This window comes from Mycolicibacterium komossense (assembly GCF_025822605.1).
In the GTDB taxonomy this organism is placed as follows: Bacteria; Actinomycetota; Actinomycetes; order Mycobacteriales; family Mycobacteriaceae; genus Mycobacterium; species Mycobacterium komossense.
Window position 1 is genome coordinate 120,865 of sequence record NZ_JACKTY010000030.1, and the last position, 16,146, is coordinate 137,010.

Here is a 16,146-nt window from a genome sequence, read left to right on the forward strand (position 1 = left end):
TTCGATCACGCCTACATCGCCAGCGTCGCCTTCCAGCGCTCGCGGATCTCGGCTCGGTAAGGCTCCTCGAATCGGTTCGCCCGCGGAAAAGAGTCCTTCCACGCAAAGGGCTTGCACGCATCAATGAGCACGATTCCCATTGACATGTCGCCAGCCTCACGCTTCGCCGGAGACAACCGTGGGTCTATGGCGGTAGTCGGAGCGCGCAAGACCTGGATCGACTCGGATGGGTCGACACGGGTGAACATCGCCCACAGCACGTGGTTGATATCGGTTACGTCGATGTCCTCATCGACGACGACGAAGTAGCGGTCCATGCCACCTGTCCGCTTGCGCCCAGCCGCGGCGAGCAATGCGTGCATCGCGTCACCGGCACCGGTCTGCTCAATTGAGATGACCATCATCAGCTGCCGCGCATATGCCCATACACCACGAATATTCTGGACACCCGCAGCCTCAAGGTGGTCCCATGTCACGGACGCCGAGTAAAGCGGAACCGCCTGGTCTCCTGCCGGGACTGTCGGGATCATCGGCGGCGCACCAAGAATGATCGGTGAGTCACGATGCAAGATCCGCTTCACACGGGCCACGGTTTCATCTCCGGCATGTGTGAAGTAGCCCGTCCACTCGCCGAACGGGCCTTCGGGAACCGACTCCTCTTCGACGGGCGGCAACTCACCTTCGAAGACAATCTCAGCGTGAGCCGGGATTGGCAGGCTCGTCAGGGGCCCAGCGATCACCTCGACACCGACGCCGCGAAGCCCGCCAGCCACATCGTATTCGCAGACACCTGCGGGAGCGGCGACGGCGGCGGCGGTGGTCAGGATCGGATCCGACCCCACCACCACTGCGATCGGGCAGGCCTGGCCTCTGTCCCAGTACTTCTTCGCGATCGCGAGGGCGTGCCGGTTGCCCAGCATCCACAGGGAGAGTCGGTCCTTACCCTGCACGCATCCACGGTAGGTACCGACATTGACCCATCCGGTGTCCGGATCGCGGGTGATCACCATGCAGGCAGTCCCGATGTAGCGGCCACCATCTCCGTCATGCCAGCGCGGAGTCGGGAAGATGGTCAGGTCGACATCGTCGCCTTCGATGCTGTTCTCGAGCACCGCTCCTTCGCGAACCTCCACGGGCGCAATCGGTTCGATCCGCTTACTCAGGTCCTTCCAGGCCCGAATAATGTCGATTCCGGGAGTGTCGGCGGGCAATCCCAATGCCACCGCACACCGCGGGACTGTCCCCATGAAATTGGTGAAGACCCGATACCCCTTTGGGTATCCAGGGATACTGTCGAAGAGCAGCGCCGGCCCCTCTCTCTCGGCTGAAAGCTCAGTAATGCAGCCGATTTCGAGATCCCAGTTGGCTCCGTGCACGGTGCGCACCTCGTCTTCGCCCAACTTCTCAGTGAGCGTGTCGATGTAGTGCCGCAAATCGCGAAATACAGTCATATCGCACGTAGAGGTCGCGCCTCACGGGCCCGACCTATCCCCTTCCGTTCATTGACATTTCAGGATTCAGACTCAGCGGTGTGGCGGTCCGATGGCGCCGTCCCGATCGCTGAGTCAACTGTCGCCGAAGTCGAGACATATGTCTAATAGCTGGTTCTGATATCTGCGATCTGAATTGCAGATGTCAAATGGGCGGGGTGCCGGACTGATGCGTGTGGGGCCCGCGTCATGGAAGGTGACCGACCTACCCGGATATGACTGCCATCCCATGCCAACACTGGACCGGCATGTGTCGTCACGGATGGAATTGCAGGTTGACGTGCTACTCGGACTGGAGGCCAGCGCAATCGGCAAGGCGTTGAAGCGGGCTGGTGTCACGCTGCGAACGCCGGTGGCAGATCGCTGCCACGGAGAGCAGTCCGGCTGAGCGTGAGATCTCGGTCCGACTCGGAGCCGGTTCGACTCACAACCGGGTGGCTGTGTGTCTGGGCCAACCGCGAACGACTCGATTCATTGTCAGTGTTAGCCGTGCATGCTCCCGATATCCTTGTTGTCGACGATTGCCTGAGAGCCTTGACCGAAGTCAGGCAAGCGATTACAGAGACATGGTCGATAGCTAAACTCCCTCAAGGAAGGTGTTATGGCGAGACCACGGCGCCTCCTTTACCTCGATACGCGGGGCTTGCCCAACGAGCGGCAAGCGGAAATCCTCGCCGCCACCAATCATGGGGATACCGTAGTGATGGCTACCAGTAACCCACAGCAATATCGCGGTTACGACCTTGAACATGTGATCACTGCCCCCCTCAACGACCACCCCACTGCCGAACGCGTCATTCTCTCAGCGCTGCGCGAAGCTAGACTAAAAATTGATGGAGTCATAGCCTGGAAGGACGGCGAGGTCGAGCTCGCTGCCAGAATCGGTGCCGCACTAGGATTACCAGCAACACCGCTAAAGATGGTGCCCAACGTTCGAAATAAGTTCCGTACCCGGCAAGCCTTGGAGCAACTGGTCGGCGCCAATCCACGCTATCATCCCATACGCAGTAGCAGCGATCTCGTAAAAGCACTATCCGTCACCGGAGTCCCTTGCCTGATCAAGCCGGCAGGAAATTCCGGCGGCCGTGGGATCCGTCGAATAAACAGCGATTCCGACCCGGAGGAGGTCTACCGCGAATTCATTCATTACAACGCGGCACAATCCGAGCCAATGTATCAATACTACAATGACATTGCACTTGTCGAAGAAGTGCTCACTGGCAGCGAGCATTCGATTTCTGGTCTGGTAGCGGACGGTCGAGTGAGCATACTTGCCGTGGTGGACAAGGAATTTGATCGAAGTCTGTCGTTGCAGTATCAGAACGTTGTCCCGACACTGTTGGCGGAAAAAGAGATCGCCAGGCTACTGGTCCTCGCTCGTGCTGCGGTCACGGCAACCGGCATCGACAACTGCGGATTTCACATCGATGTGATGCTCACTGCCTCAGGGCCGAAGATTTTAGAAATCGGCGGCCGGCTCGGTGGAGAGCTCATCAACTCACACCTCATTCCGCTGGCACAGCCATCGCTGAATCCGTACAGAATGTTAATCGATATCGTGACAGGAACCACGATCTCGATTGAGGAAGACTATACCGGCAGCTACCGATCCCAAGCGGGGGCGCGAATGGTGATGCCCCCAAACTTTGGGACTATAGTCGCGATTTCGGGTGTCGAACGGGTACGCTGTGATTCTCGCTGCCGCGACTTTGTCCAGCTTTACGGACCTGGCTCTCAGATGGTCCCACCTCGCATTCAGTACAAGGCATTCGAAATTGGCTACATCGTTGCCCAGTCCACGACCGGCGACATAATGGACGCACTTAACGATCTCGCAGGACGCATCGACGTGACAATGGCCGACACATGCAATGGACGGAGCGATCAATGAGCACCTCCATATATTGGCGATGCCGTGCCGCCCCACCTGCCGCATGTAGGCGAACAACCCCAGCTTTTCCCAATAGCTTCTGCCGGGGACACTTCTGATGTGCACTCGTGGACGTTCGACTCAGATGCAGTAGTCCCCGGGCCATCCCGCGATCGGGTCTCGCCCGAATCCGACGAGAGATGACGTCCGTCCGTCTGCATCGCAATCCATGACGGTGTATCCGGTAGGGAGGATTGGGTATCTGCCTGTCGCAGGGGAAACGACGACCGACGGATGTAAACGGTGAAGTAGCTCGTCGAGGTCACATCGGTATTGATCATGCGTACCATCGGACTTAGTCACGACACCGCCTGGGGTGCTGGCTCCTCCTGTCCGGTCGATCACGACGGTATGTACGGTGCTGGTGCAGCTTGTGTTCAGTGCACGACGGTTGAGGGCTGCCGTGATTTGGGCAGCTTCGCAATCGTCGCCGGACAGCACTACCGCACATCCTCCTGTTGCACCGACGATCGTTGTGTGGGCGCCAAACGATCGCTTGAGACTTCTCCATGTCTGTGGCCTTCCGGTTACGTACACCGGGACGGACCGGTCGACAGCGAACCGCATCAGTTCGGCGGGGTCGTGGTCGTCGACCTGTCCGTAGTCTTCGAGCTGAAGGGCGCGAATCAGCGGTGTGATCACCGAGGTCGCTTGCCGGCGGCACTCGGGTGCGACTCCGACAAGGGTGTTGATGCCCAGCGCCATGAATGGCGCTGCGCGCCTGAGGGTGTGGACTGCGAACCCATAGCGCGGCAAGAGCGCTACGACGGTACTTGGGATTGAGCGTGGCGGCATGGAGGAGTGAAGGGTGGTCGCGATCGTCCGTCGAGCCAGCCAATTGAGGAATGCTGCCATCTCGAACCGCAGGCAGTGCGCCCAGTCGGAGACGGACATTCGATCGTCTTGAGTCTGTGCTGCAAGGCTTTTGAACTCTTGTGACCAGATGAGAGATTCGAGACGCCCGAGGTCAACGTGGGGTACAGCAGTGGTCGGAATGACCATGCCGACTTGGCTTATGCCCGCCATGACATGCGTTGCCGTAGCGCGCCGGTGCCTGAGCTGTAGTGCCGTTCGATACCGTCGAGGAAAGACCACGCGAGGCTGGCTGCTACGGCGGCATGAGTGCGGCTGCATGTGCTGATTGGCGCCGACTTGAGTGTTTCTTCAAGTCTTAGTGTGGGTTTGGCGTCGTGGCCGAGTACTTGGTCGATGGCATCGTGGTCGCGCAGTGCGGTGAGCAGTGCCCCGTTATTTGGATTGGCTGTATCGATTGTCCGGTAAAAGTCCTCGCCTCGGTTGTTCTGACGTGTCTCAGAGAGGCTTCTCTGTAAGAAGGTTGACACGAGGACATACGCTGTCCAGTCTTGGTGAGCGATGTTTTGCAGGAATCCGACGAAGGCGACTGTGGTGGGTAGTGGTCGCATTGATGCCGGTTCTTGGATTCCGGCGTGACGGGCTAACGCGCGCCCGAGCATGTCGCAATGGGTGAGTTCGTCGTCGAGATGCTCGATGAGTTGTGCGCGGATCTTTGGGCATGTGGTGGAGGCAATCGCGGCACCGACGTGGCCAGCTGCGGAGGCTAGATAATGGTAGTTCTCCAGAACATATCCGGCGATGAGTTCCGGTTCGGCCGCCGCATCGGTCATGGCGTCCCATAGATCGTGACCGTCGATGGCTCGCAGCCATCCGGTTACGAAACCGTCGAGTTCGTTGGTAGTGCCCATCATGGTTGTCGGCGGTGGCGCGATGCGGGCAGCGTACTCATCGATGACGGTGGCGAGTTCGCTGTTGCGTAGCGACGTAAGTTCGTTGCCGAAAGCGTAATTCAATCCGCAGACGATATCGGCAGCAGTGGAAAACTCGGAATCGCCCCACGTGGCAGTTTTGAGTAGTGGCGCCGGCCATACCGGCAGGCAGTCATAGATTCTAACCTCCAGATCCGAGTCGTGTAGCGCGTTGTTCGGTAGTAGGTTGTCGGCGACTTCTGCGGTTTCGAGGAGCTGCATTCCGGCGACGATCGATGCGCCCGCCCCGTCGATAAGCGAACTGAGCCAGCGGTATATGGATTCGGCAATAGTCGCGACCGCGTTGAGTGCGCGTGCCGCCGCCGCCGCCGGTAACGTGCCGGCGACGTTGATTGCGTTCTGCCAGTTTTGCGCATGTCCAAAGTGAACATCGATGTCGACATGCCCTCTGATGGCGTCGTTTGCATCCTGGGAGAGCAGCCCGGTGTTTACCAGCATGTCGTGCCAGCTCAGAACGGTGTCAAGCTCGGTGGACGAGAACTCCATGAAGCCAGAACACAGTGCCGCGCTGAGTGGATCGCAATACCCGATGTGGCGGGTGGCATGGATCCATTCCAGAGTGGTTGGCAGTGGTCTCGCCCGGGCGATGAGATCTCGCTGGCATCCAAGCTGCTCAAGGGCGGCGGCGTAGTACTTGGCGTGGTCCCATTCTTCGAGAAGGTGCTTCGATAGCAGCAGCGTCAGTGGACACAGTCCGATGCCCCTCGCCAGGGCAGGTGACATACGCGCAGACGCAGCGGCGAGGTAGTGGCGGGTTTCGAGCAGGTACGCGTGCAGTGGTGCACTCGCACCTGCTCGAATTTCAGCCCAAATTGGATGGCCGTAGACGAATTCGCTTGCGGCGGCGAACTGTTCGGAGGCCAGCACGGTCAACGTATCAGGGTCAATCGTTGCGGCCAGCTCACGGAGGTCGATGGCGCGAGCCATCTTCCCCCACACCGAGGTAGGAATGTTGACTCCCGGCACCTCGTATTGGTCGATCAGGACAATCGGCGTTTTGCTGGATGCCGAATGAGCAATAAACGGCACGGTGCGGTGAAGTTGGCTGCGGGGCTTGACGATCCGTTGACTGTGAGTGGTTGTCACTCGTTCACTCGACGATAGCCGCTCGCAACTGGCTAGTCGCGGCTTCGGTACGTTCGACGAGGTGTTCGAGGACCTTAAGGTCTTTGGCATCCAGCTTGCCGGCCTTCAGATTTTCCCGGACTTTCGACAGGTTTTCAGTCGCCTGCTCTCCCATGATGTTCCCCTCCTGGTTGATGATGGAAGTGCGTCCTTTGGAATGGGCGCGGAATAAACACTAGCTCTGGTCGTCGGCATTCGGAGCACCTTCGCAGCCGCCGAATGCATCCATTGTCAATGCAAGCAGTCCTGGGAAAGAGCGTTAATCATAGCAACCGCAGAAACTTTGGGGCAGCCCGCTTATCCGCGGAAAATGGCTTTCCCGGGTGGATTCAGCTACCGGTGACGCCGCGGCCGCTGACGAGAAAAAACTTGACGTCTTCACGGCTTCGCCATGACGCGGGTAGCGCGCGCAACCTAGCCCGTGGACAACATCCGGGTTGTCGGAATGATCCCACGTGAGCATCACGGCCGTATCGTATGCGCCGCAAACTTAATCCAGCCGAGCAAGCTGAGCTGGTCACACGCTACCAAGCCGGTGCCTCGATGCTTGAACTGGCCAATAATATTGAATGCCAACGCAATAACGTCGTTCGACACCTTCAGAAAGCGGGGAGCGAAGCGCGCCCGCAGAAGAAGATGACGCCCGAGCTTGTCGCCCTGACACCCGCCTTCTAAAGCCAAGATCACTCATTGGCGGAGGTTGGCCGGTTGCTTGGTCTGGAAGCCGGCACGGTCGGGAAGGCGCTGAAGCGGGCTGGTGTCAGGCTGCGTCCACAGGTCGCAGATCGCTGGCACGGAGCGCCATCCGACTGAGTGCTGAAGGCTAGGTACTTGAGTACCGATACCCAGGGGCACAACAAGATTCAAACTCTTCTACGGAGGTCACCGTGGGTGAAGTCGGCTTTCCAACGTTCGCCTGCGTTGTTCAGCGGCGAAGCGGATGTAGGACGATTTGGGGCGTTTGTAGGGCTGGGTTCGATGAGGCCGGCGGCGTGGAGGTGGCGGTGGCTCCCCGACGGCGCCGACGTCGAAATCGTCTGTTGGATCGACGACCACTCCCGCTACGCCCTATCGGCCACCGCGCACCGCCGCGTCACCGGAACCATCGTTCTCGACGACTACCGTAAAACCGTTGAAACACATGGCATCCCATAGTCAGCACTGATCCGACCCGGTGTGTCCGGAGGCTCTGTTACTTGAGTGCCTCCTCGGTTTGAGGGTGCTGGAGGCGATGGTAGTAGAGCGCTTCGACCCGGTCTGGTGTCAGGTCCTGGCAATAGCCATTGGGTCGCTGACGGTTGTAGAAAGCGACCCATTCGGCCGTTGCCAGGGACAGCTCGGTAGCGCCGGGTCGCTGACGGTTGTAGAAAGCGACCCATTCGGCCGTTGCCAGGGACAGCTCGGTAGCGCCGGGATAGAGCGGTTGATGGTCGATGAGTTCAGTCTTGTAGCTGCTGTTCACCGAATCGGCCAGAGCATTATCGAAACTATCCCCGACGGTGCCGATTGACGGCAGTATGCCTTCGAGGGCCAGGTGCCCGGTGAACGCCACCGCGGTCTATTGCGAACCCGCATCAGAATGATGAACAAGATAAGCCAAAGTCATTGCACCGGAACGTTTCCTGGTATCAATCGGGTGATTGATCGCATCGGTGACCAGCTTCTGAGTCATCTCGGTGGCCACCTTCCAGCCCACGATCTTGCGGGCATAAACATCAGTGACGAACGCCGTTTAGGCCCAGCCGGCACGGGTGCGGCAATACGTGAAATCGGCGACCCACAACCGGTCTGGTGCGCCGGCGACGAAACACCGCCGGAACCGATCCGGAGCCCGAGTCGCTGCCGGGTCAGCGACGGTGGTACGCACCCAGCGCCGCTTGCATGCACCACGCCAACCCATTTCCCGCATGACCCGCTGCACCACGCACCGAGAAACATCGAGTCCATTGGTGCGCAACACAATCCATGTCTTCCGGGCACCGAGAACCTTGAACAGTGCCGAAGATCGCCGCAGCCGCCAGATAGCGTCAATAATCTGCGCATCAGCCCGATCGGCTTTCGGCGGGCCACCACGGGCCCGATGCGCGTAATACGTCGACGGGGTGATCGTGACGCCGTACTCATCCAGCGCCGCGCACATCGACTCGACACCCCACTTGAGACCATCAGCGCCCACCCGGTGTCCCTGGTGGGCGCTGATGAACTCCACGACTACTGAGAGGGCCGGTCCAGTTCGGCCGCGAAGAAAGCTGACGCCGCCTTCAAGATCGCGTTGGCCCGTTTGAGTTCGGCGTTCTCCCGACGCGGCTTGCGCAGGACTTCGGATTCCTCACTGGTCTGCCCTGCCCGCACACCACCGTCGATCTCGGCCTGGCGAACCCACTTACGAACCGTCTGAGCAGTACCGACACCCAGCAGATCAGCGACTCGACCCATCGCCTCCCACTCCGACGTCGAATCGCCACGCAGATCCACCACCATCTGCACAGCCCGCTGCTTCAACTCCTCCGGATACCGCCTCGACGACTTCGCTCCCACGTGCCCATCCTTCCCAAAAGAAGAACTCTCTAGACACACCGGGGCGGATCAAGCAGGTCCAGGGCCATCGCCCGGAAATAGCGCTGACCTGCAAAAACTAGTGGTGCCCCCGGCATGATTCGAACATGCGACACCGGCTTTAGGAGAGCCGTGCTCTATCCCCTGAGCTACGGGGGCGGACCGCTGGGAAGTGTACCCGGGGATGTAACAGCGGCTGTAGCGAGATTGTTTGGGCAGGCCAGGAGGGGAAACTCTGTGCAGCATGAGCGCACTGGACAAAGCCAAGCACAAGCTCGACAAGTACAAGGGCCGGGTCAAGGAGAACGTGGGCCGGACGACCGGGAACCGACGCATGACCAACGAGGGCAGGGTCGATCAGGTCAAGGCGAACGTGAAAACCCAGGGCGAGAAGGTCAAGGACGCCTTCAGACGCTAACGACGGTTATCGCTACGAGGCGGGCAGGAAGACAACTGCTGCCGGCGCCCACCCTCTAGCGCAGTTCGGCGATTACTTTCGCGAAGTAGTCGACGTGGTTATCCTGCACCGTGAAATAGGTCAGGCCGTACTTCTCCCGTAGGTGGCGCAATTTGTCAGCGCCATCGCGAGGCGTTCCCGACAGCACGCTGGGCAACGCCAGCATCTGGTCGTCGGATAGCTGCGTCGCATGCCGGCGGGTCAACCTCAGATCGGGGATGCCTGAGCCGTCGTCGGAGGGTGCTGCGGTGATGGCAATGTTGAGTTCGAGTGCGTCGAAGCGTTCGCCGGCGGCGGCGCGGACAAAGTCGATCCGCTCGGCCAGCGGGTCAGCCACCGCCTTCCCCGACCCCGTCAGCCCGATGATCGCCGCGTAGCGCGCCGCGATCGTCAACACCCGGTCGCCGTTACCGGCGATCAGGATGGGCAGCGAGCTGTGCCGCTCGCTGAAGTAGCGAGTGACATGTTCGAGGTGATCGACGCGCTCGCCGGCGCTCGGGAACGGCAGTTCGGCCGCCTCGAACTCCTCCTGGACATAACCCGCCCCCAATCCGAGGTCGAAACGGCCGTCGCTGACCAGGTCGAGGTCGACGGCGTCGCGGGCCAGCAGAGCCGGTTTGTAGAAGCCCGCGTTGAGGACGAAAGTGCCCAGCCGCATCGTCGAGGTCACCTGCGCGGCAGCCGCCAACACCGGAAACGGTGCGGGTGCGCCCAGATGGTCGGGAACGTGGAGCACGTCGAAGCCGAGATCTTCGAAATGCCGTGCAGTGTCCTGAAGCCAGGTGCGGGACTTGACTGATCTGATCCCGACTCCGAAGCGGAGATTGTTGCTCATTGACCCCGATGCTACGACTGCCGATGTTTGGGTGACAGCGGATCGGTCAACACAACTTTCCATGAGCGCATTAGACAAGGCAAAGAACGCAATCGACGACGTCTCAGGCAAGGCCAAGGAGGCTGTTGGCAAGGCCACCGGCGATCACAAGACCGAAAACGAAGGCAAGGGTGATCAGGCGAAGTCTGATCTCAAGAACGCTGGCGAGAAGGTGAAAGACGCCTTCAAGCACTGAACCGGACCAACCTCCCACAGTGGGGGTCGACGAGGAGTATCTCCTCGTCGACCCCCACTCTGGCGCTCCGGTACAGAAGAAACCCCGAGGCCGCCGCGGCGACGATCAGGTGATGGGCAGCTTGGCGAAGACCGCACCGGTCGGCTGCGGTGAGCCATTGCCCGGTTCGACGGTGAACGCCAGCGCGGTGGAATCGCCGAGATCCGGCAGCACCGCCGTGGTCGACGGCGCAACCGCCTTCGCGTCCATCACGCCGGCCGAGGTCACACCCTTGTCGTTGACCAGCCACATCTGGTACACCGTGCCCGCCGTCGGTGGCGCGACATTGTTCATCACCAGCACGCCGGCATTGCGGTCGTGGGAGAACACCAGCGTGGCCTGGCCCCCGGTTGGGATGTCGCCGGTAATGGTGCGCACGTCGGGGGCGGAGAAGATCTCCTGCGCGGTCGACGCGGTCGGTGCCGACGGCCGGACCGCGACACCCACACCGACCGCACCCAAACCGATGACCAGGGCCGCGGCCACCGCGATCAGTCCGCGTTGGCGGCCAGCGCCAGCGGTGCGGCCCGCAGGCAGCACAGTGACGTTGTCGGCCGCGACTGCCGCGAGGACGCGCTCACGCAGCTGTACCGGGGGTTCCAGTGCCGTCACGGCGGCGACGGCGGCCATGGCCTCCCGAATCGCCCTGACCTCGTCGAAGAAGGTGTCGGCGGTGAACGGACGGGCGGCGGCGACGCGAGCCTCGATATCGTCGCGTTCGTCATCGGACACGGCGTGCAGCGCGTAAGGAGTGGCGAGATCGATCAGGTCGTTATCGATGGGGCCGGTGGGGTCCACAGCAGAAGTCATGGCATCCCCAGACAGTTGCGTAGGCCGCGGAGGGCATCACGCATCCGCGATTTGATGGTCGCCAGATTGGCCGTGAGCCGCTCGGATACCTGGACATAGGTCAGACCGTCGTAATAGGCCAGCTGAACGCACTCCCGCTGCAGGTCGGTGAGGCTGTCCAGGCAGTCGACCACCTGTCGGCTTTCGTCGAGTCGGATCACCGAATCGCTGACCTGGTCGGTCGGCGTCTCGACTGTCGAGGCGCCGTAGCGGGATTCCCGGTTGCTGGCCGCCTGCTCACTGCGCACCCGATCGACGGCACGACGGTGAGCCAGTGTCATCAGCCAGGCCAGAGCGGACCCCGACGCTGGGTCGAACGTCCCGGCGGAACGCCAAACCTGCAGGTAGACCTCCTGCGTGGTCTCCTCGCTGTACCCCTGATCGCGCAGCACCCTGGTCACCAGTCCAAAGACCCGAGCCCGGGTGCTGTCGTAGAAAGTGGCGAACGCATCGGCGTCGCGCCGAGCCACCCGGCGCAACAGTGCGTCGAGGTCCGCGCTCAACGTCGTGAGCCAGTCTGTGAGCCTTCCATCGAGCGGTAGCCTAACCGTCGATACGGCGTTCACGGTCACGCTATCCACTATCTGCGTGTGCTTTGGGTGGCCGCGGTATGAAAAATGATGTGCGGGAACAGTATTCGCGGAACCCGGGTCGATCGGTCATGATCTTCTCGGTCGGCCTGGCGCCGGTCGCGTATACCAGGAAGTACGTCATCAGCGCAGGTGAGAGAACCGTCGCCAGCGAGGGCCAGCCGTAGAGCGCAACCAGCCAGATGCCCCACCACACGCACGCGTCGCCGAAGTAGTTGGGGTGTCGTGTCCAGGACCACAATCCGCGGTCCATGATGACGCCTTTGTGCGCCGGATCGGCTTTGAACACCTTCAGTTGGTGGTCCCCGATGGCCTCGAAGGCGACGCCGAGCACCCAGATCGCGACACCGATTCCGAGCACGGGCAGCAGCGCGGCCGGGGTCGGGCCCCCGGCAGCGGACACCTGCAACGGCAGCGAGACGAACCACATGGCGACGGCTTGCGTGCCGAAGATCTTCTTCGCCACGTTCGCGACCGAGAAATCGTCGTGCAGCAAGTTGGCGTACCGAGGGTCCTCGCCCTTGCCCGCCGACTTGCCGTGCATGTGCCAGGCCAGTCGTAGACCCCACACAGCCACCAGGGCGAAGAGCACCAGCCGGCGCAGCACGTCGCCGGTCCCCACGGCGGCAGCCACCGCGGCCACCACGACCAAACCCAGGCCCCACGTCACGTCGACGACGTTGTAACGCCCGATGTGGCGGCCGATCGCGAATGTCACCGCGAAGACCACCACAATGGCGGCCAGCGAGGCGGCGGAAACCACGAGCAGATTCACCAGCGACCTCCCGTCGGGGCGAAGGTCCACTGGTACACGTCGAGATACCCGGAGCGGAAGCCGGCTTCCGAATACGCCAGATAGAGTTCCCACATCCGGTGGAAGACGTCGTCAAAACCCAACGCCGACAAGCTGTTTCGGCGCTCGACGAAGCGTTCGCGCCACAATCTCAAGGTCTCGGCGTAGTGCCCGCCAAGGGCGAACATGTCGACGGTCCGCAACGAGGTGTGCCGTTCGGTGAGGCCGAGAATGGCTTCGGTGGACGGCAACAGACCACCGGGGAAAATGTACTTCTGAATCCAGGTATGGGTGTTGCGACTGGCCAGCATCCGCGAATGCGGCATCGTGATGGCCTGGATCGCCACCCGGCCACCCGGGGTGACCAGGGTGTCGAGGGTCTTGAAATATGTTGGCCAGAAGGCATATCCGACCGCCTCGATCATCTCGATGGAGATGACGGCGTCGTAGCGACCTTCCACGTCGCGGTAGTCGCACAGGTCGATGTCGACGCGGTCGGATAGTCCCGCCGCCACCACCCGTTCGGTCGCGAGCCGCTGCTGCTCGGTCGAGAGGGTCACCGACCGGATGTGCGCACCGCGCTCGGCGGCCCGCAGACACAGCTCACCCCAGCCGGTGCCGATCTCCAGTACCCGGCTGCCCGGGCCGACGTTCGCACAGTCCAGCAGCCGGTCGATCTTGCGGCGCTGGGCATCGCCGAGCTGCTGGGCAGTGGCGGGCAGCTGGTCGAACAGCGCGCTGGAGTAGGTCATCGTCTCGTCGAGGAACTCGGCGAACAGCTCATTGGACAGGTCGTAGTGCTCGGCGATGTTGCGGCGGGCCTGATCGCGGCTGTTGTGCTGGGTCCGGGGCTGGCGCGCCAGCGCGATCGGGCGCATCCGCTGCAGCGTGCGGGGGACCAGATCGGCGACGGAGGTGGCGAATGCCGTTAGGACGCCCGCGAGATCGTCGGACGTCCACTCGCCGGCCATGTAGGACTCGCCGAAACCGATCAGACCGGTGTGGCCGATCCGGCGGGCCAGGCGAGCGGGGTCGTGCAACACCAAGGTGGGCAGGGTCGGGTCGGCAGCGCCGATAACCGACCCGTCCGGGTAGGCCAGCCGCAGCGGCAGCCGCTCGGCGGCGCGATGCAGCAGGCTGGTCGCCACTTTCGCGGACAAGGCCGCAATGGGTCCGGCGGGCACCTTGGCGACACCCGGCCAGCGGGTGGCATCGATGGTGCCGGCCTGGGTTGCGGTGGTGTCGAGGCTCACGTGAGGTTCACTTTCTCGTGCTCGGCCGGCAGCTGCGCTATGGCTGGCTCGGAGGCCAATGGGCATGAAGCTTCGCGCGGCACCAACGGCACGCGACGCAGCCAGAGCGTGATTCCCTGAACGCGGATTCCCAACGCGCCCATCAGGGGAGCGACCGGGGCGACGAATTGCATCCGGGCGACCGAAGCGGAACCGGCTTTGAGTCGTTTACCGCGCAGTGTCGCCACGAACGCGGGCTGATTCTCGCGGTGCAGTGAGATCGTCACGTCGAGGTCCGCCGCCGGTCGCGGGGCCCGCACCAGGTAGTAGCCGTCCACCTCGTTGAACGGTGACACATAGAGCTTTTTCGTGACCATCACCGCGCGGCTCTCGTCCGGCGGTAACAGGTAGGCATGCCGGCCCCCGTAGGTGTTGTGCACCTCGGCGACCACGGCCCGCAACGTGCCCTCGGCATCGTGGCACCAGAAGATGCTCAACGGGTTGAACACGTAGCCAAGCACTCTGGCCTGCATCAGCGCCGTGATCTGGCCACCGGGTAGCTCGATGCCGTGGCCGGCCAGGAAGGCGTCCACCCGGCTGCGCAGCGTGTCCGGGCCGCCGGAGTCGCACGGGTGCAGGTGATCGCGTGCCTCGAATCTGGCGAACGGCCGCAGCCATGCAGGCAGCTCGGGCAGATGGTCGATGTCGACGTACCAGCTGTAGCTCTTGTGCTCGAAGTAGTGATGCACCGGCGCGCGACGAAGATGGGTGATCCGGGTGCGGTAGATCGCGGGTGCGTTCATGCGGTCACCGTCTCCCGGCCGTGTTGCGTGACCGGCCAGTCCGCCCCGAGATGCTGCGCCGCCCGCAGACCCGACGCGGCGCCGTCTTCATGGAATCCCCACCCGTGATAGGCGCCCGCATAGACAATGCGGTCGTCGTTCAGGGTTGGCAGAAGTCGCTGCGCGGCAACAGATTCCGGCGTGTACAGCGGATGGTGGTAGGTCATTTCGGCCAGTACCGCCCCCGGGTCGACCCGGTCGTGTCCACCCAGCGTGACCAGGAATCGGAACGGACCCGTCAGGCGCATGAGGCGGGTGACGTCGTAGGTCACCAGCACGTCGTTGCTGTGGTCGTGACCGGGCGGGATCAGATAGTTCCACGACGCCCGTGCCCGTTGATGCCGGGGCAGGACCGACTCGTCGGTGTGCAACTGGGCGCGGTTGGTCGAGTACGGCAACGCGGAAAGCACGGACCGTTCGGCGTCGGTGGGGTGGGTCAGCATGGTCAGTGCCTGATCGGGGTGGGTGGCGATCACGGCGGCATCGAACTCCTGTGTGCCGCCGTCGAGGGTGGTGATCTGCACACCGTCGGATACCCGCTGCACAGCTCCGACACCCGACCCGGCCCGAACTTCGTGGAGCTGCTCGGCGATGGCGTTGACGTAGGTGGCCGAGCCGCCGACGACGGTGCGCCAGGTCGGTGAGCCGAACACCGAGAGCATGCCGTGGTGCTCGAGGAAGACGAACAGGTAGCGGGCGGGGTAGTTCAGGGCGGCATCGGCGGCGCAGGACCACACCGCGGCGACCAGTGGGGTCAGGAAGTTCTCGACGAAATACGGCGAGAAGCCTTGCCGGGCAACGAATGCGCCGATCGTCTCGAGGTCGTCGTCGGCTTCGTCGGTGGAGTGCAGCAGCCGGGTCGCAGCCCGGTGGAACCTGGTGACTTCGCCCAGCATCCGTAGATACCGGGGGCGGGCGAGGTTGGCCGGTGACGGGAACAGGCCGCCGATGCCGCGGGCCCCGGCGTACTCGAGGTCTCCGTACTTGTGACCCCTGGCCGATACCGACATCGACATGTCGGTATCTCGGGTGGCCACCCCCAGCTCCGCGAACAGTCGGCACAGTGTGGGGTAGGTGCGGTCGTTGTGAACCAGAAATGCGGAGTCGACGCCAACGGTGTTGCCGGTCCCGTCGTCGAGGAAGTGGGTGTGGGCGTGGCCGCCAAGTCGGTGGTCTGCCTCGTAGAGCGTGACCCGGTCGTGGTTGGACAGCAGGTGCGCGGCGGTCAGACCCGCCACCCCGCTGCCGACGACGGCGATCGACCGTCCGCTCATCTGTGTTCCTTGCACACTCTGAATTCGGAGCCGGTGATCCGCCGGATGGGTGACCTCCGGCGCGAGAGTCGATGGCCTTCTCGTTAACGTTGGC

The 16,146-nt window shown here is 62.3% G+C and carries 15 protein-coding genes, 1 tRNA gene and 1 pseudogene; 4 read left to right on the top strand and 13 right to left on the bottom strand.

The features are described from left to right. Positions 1–11: 11 nt before the first annotated feature. Positions 12–1,433 carry a UbiD family decarboxylase gene (locus H7J73_RS16975; protein WP_308207428.1) on the bottom strand — a complete coding sequence of 474 codons (1,422 nt, stop codon included), beginning with the start codon at positions 1,431–1,433 and terminating at the stop codon, positions 12–14. 226 nt (positions 1,434–1,659) lie between these two features. On the opposite strand from H7J73_RS16975, the gene H7J73_RS16980 reads away from it, so the two are divergent. Next, complete coding sequence (locus tag H7J73_RS16980) at positions 1,660–1,878, top strand: hypothetical protein (protein ID WP_264068679.1); 219 nt, start codon at positions 1,660–1,662, stop codon at positions 1,876–1,878. A gap of 213 nt (positions 1,879–2,091) precedes the next feature. Continuing rightward, positions 2,092–3,381, top strand: coding sequence for an ATP-grasp domain-containing protein (locus tag H7J73_RS16985; RefSeq protein ID WP_264068680.1), 1,290 nt, complete (start codon positions 2,092–2,094; stop codon positions 3,379–3,381). A 1,052-nt stretch (positions 3,382–4,433) separates the two neighbouring features. Here the strand turns inward: H7J73_RS16985 and H7J73_RS16990 are convergent. The 5 genes and pseudogenes from H7J73_RS16990 to H7J73_RS17010 all read right to left on the bottom strand — a co-directional run bounded on the left by H7J73_RS16990 (position 4,434) and on the right by H7J73_RS17010 (position 9,065). After that, positions 4,434–6,311, bottom strand: coding sequence for a hypothetical protein (locus tag H7J73_RS16990; RefSeq protein ID WP_264068681.1), 1,878 nt, complete (start codon positions 6,309–6,311; stop codon positions 4,434–4,436). Positions 6,312–6,315: 4 nt separating this feature from the next. Continuing rightward, a complete protein-coding gene (locus H7J73_RS16995) occupies positions 6,316–6,465 on the bottom strand; it encodes a hypothetical protein (RefSeq protein WP_264068682.1) in 150 nt (49 codons plus the stop codon). 347 nt (positions 6,466–6,812) lie between these two features. Beyond that, positions 6,813–7,031, bottom strand: a complete 219-nt coding sequence (locus H7J73_RS17000; protein WP_264068684.1) for a hypothetical protein — start codon at positions 7,029–7,031, stop codon at positions 6,813–6,815. A 511-nt stretch (positions 7,032–7,542) separates the two neighbouring features. Further along, positions 7,543–8,786, bottom strand: a pseudogene (locus H7J73_RS17005) (IS3 family transposase). A gap of 203 nt (positions 8,787–8,989) precedes the next feature. Further along, a tRNA-Arg gene (locus tag H7J73_RS17010) sits at positions 8,990–9,065 on the bottom strand. Between the two features lie 85 nt (positions 9,066–9,150). On the opposite strand from H7J73_RS17010, the gene H7J73_RS17015 reads away from it, so the two are divergent. Continuing rightward, the gene (locus tag H7J73_RS17015; protein ID WP_264068685.1) at positions 9,151–9,324 is read left to right on the top strand and encodes a CsbD family protein; all 174 of its coding nucleotides are present in this window, start codon (positions 9,151–9,153) and stop codon (positions 9,322–9,324) included. Positions 9,325–9,379: 55 nt separating this feature from the next. On the opposite strand, the gene H7J73_RS17020 is transcribed toward H7J73_RS17015, so the two are convergent. Continuing rightward, a complete protein-coding gene (locus H7J73_RS17020) occupies positions 9,380–10,198 on the bottom strand; it encodes an LLM class F420-dependent oxidoreductase (RefSeq protein ID WP_264068686.1) in 819 nt (272 codons plus the stop codon). 61 nt (positions 10,199–10,259) lie between these two features. On the opposite strand from H7J73_RS17020, the gene H7J73_RS17025 reads away from it, so the two are divergent. After that, entirely contained in the window at positions 10,260–10,433 is a 174-nt protein-coding gene (locus H7J73_RS17025; protein ID WP_264068687.1) for a CsbD family protein, read from the top strand. A 105-nt stretch (positions 10,434–10,538) separates the two neighbouring features. On the opposite strand, the gene H7J73_RS17030 is transcribed toward H7J73_RS17025, so the two are convergent. From H7J73_RS17030 to H7J73_RS17055, 6 genes are all read right to left on the bottom strand, one after another. After that, positions 10,539–11,282 carry an anti-sigma factor gene (locus H7J73_RS17030; protein ID WP_264068688.1) on the bottom strand — a complete coding sequence of 248 codons (744 nt, stop codon included), beginning with the start codon at positions 11,280–11,282 and terminating at the stop codon, positions 10,539–10,541. After that, positions 11,279–11,824, bottom strand: a complete 546-nt coding sequence (locus tag H7J73_RS17035) for a sigma-70 family RNA polymerase sigma factor (protein ID WP_264068880.1) — start codon at positions 11,822–11,824, stop codon at positions 11,279–11,281. Before H7J73_RS17035 ends, H7J73_RS17030 begins: the two co-directional genes overlap by 4 nt. Positions 11,825–11,894: 70 nt before the next feature. Continuing rightward, positions 11,895–12,686 (bottom strand): DUF1295 domain-containing protein, encoded by a 792-nt coding sequence (locus H7J73_RS17040; RefSeq protein WP_264068689.1) that lies wholly within the window; start codon positions 12,684–12,686, stop codon positions 11,895–11,897. Then, positions 12,683–13,957 carry a class I SAM-dependent methyltransferase gene (locus tag H7J73_RS17045; RefSeq protein ID WP_264068690.1) on the bottom strand — a complete coding sequence of 425 codons (1,275 nt, stop codon included), beginning with the start codon at positions 13,955–13,957 and terminating at the stop codon, positions 12,683–12,685. The genes H7J73_RS17040 and H7J73_RS17045 overlap by 4 nt, the downstream gene beginning before the upstream one ends. Beyond that, positions 13,954–14,739, bottom strand: coding sequence for a DUF1365 domain-containing protein (locus H7J73_RS17050; protein ID WP_264068691.1), 786 nt, complete (start codon positions 14,737–14,739; stop codon positions 13,954–13,956). Before H7J73_RS17050 ends, H7J73_RS17045 begins: the two co-directional genes overlap by 4 nt. Then, complete coding sequence (locus tag H7J73_RS17055) at positions 14,736–16,052, bottom strand: NAD(P)/FAD-dependent oxidoreductase (protein ID WP_264068692.1); 1,317 nt, start codon at positions 16,050–16,052, stop codon at positions 14,736–14,738. The genes H7J73_RS17050 and H7J73_RS17055 overlap by 4 nt, the downstream gene beginning before the upstream one ends. Between the last annotated feature and the right edge of the window lie 94 nt (positions 16,053–16,146).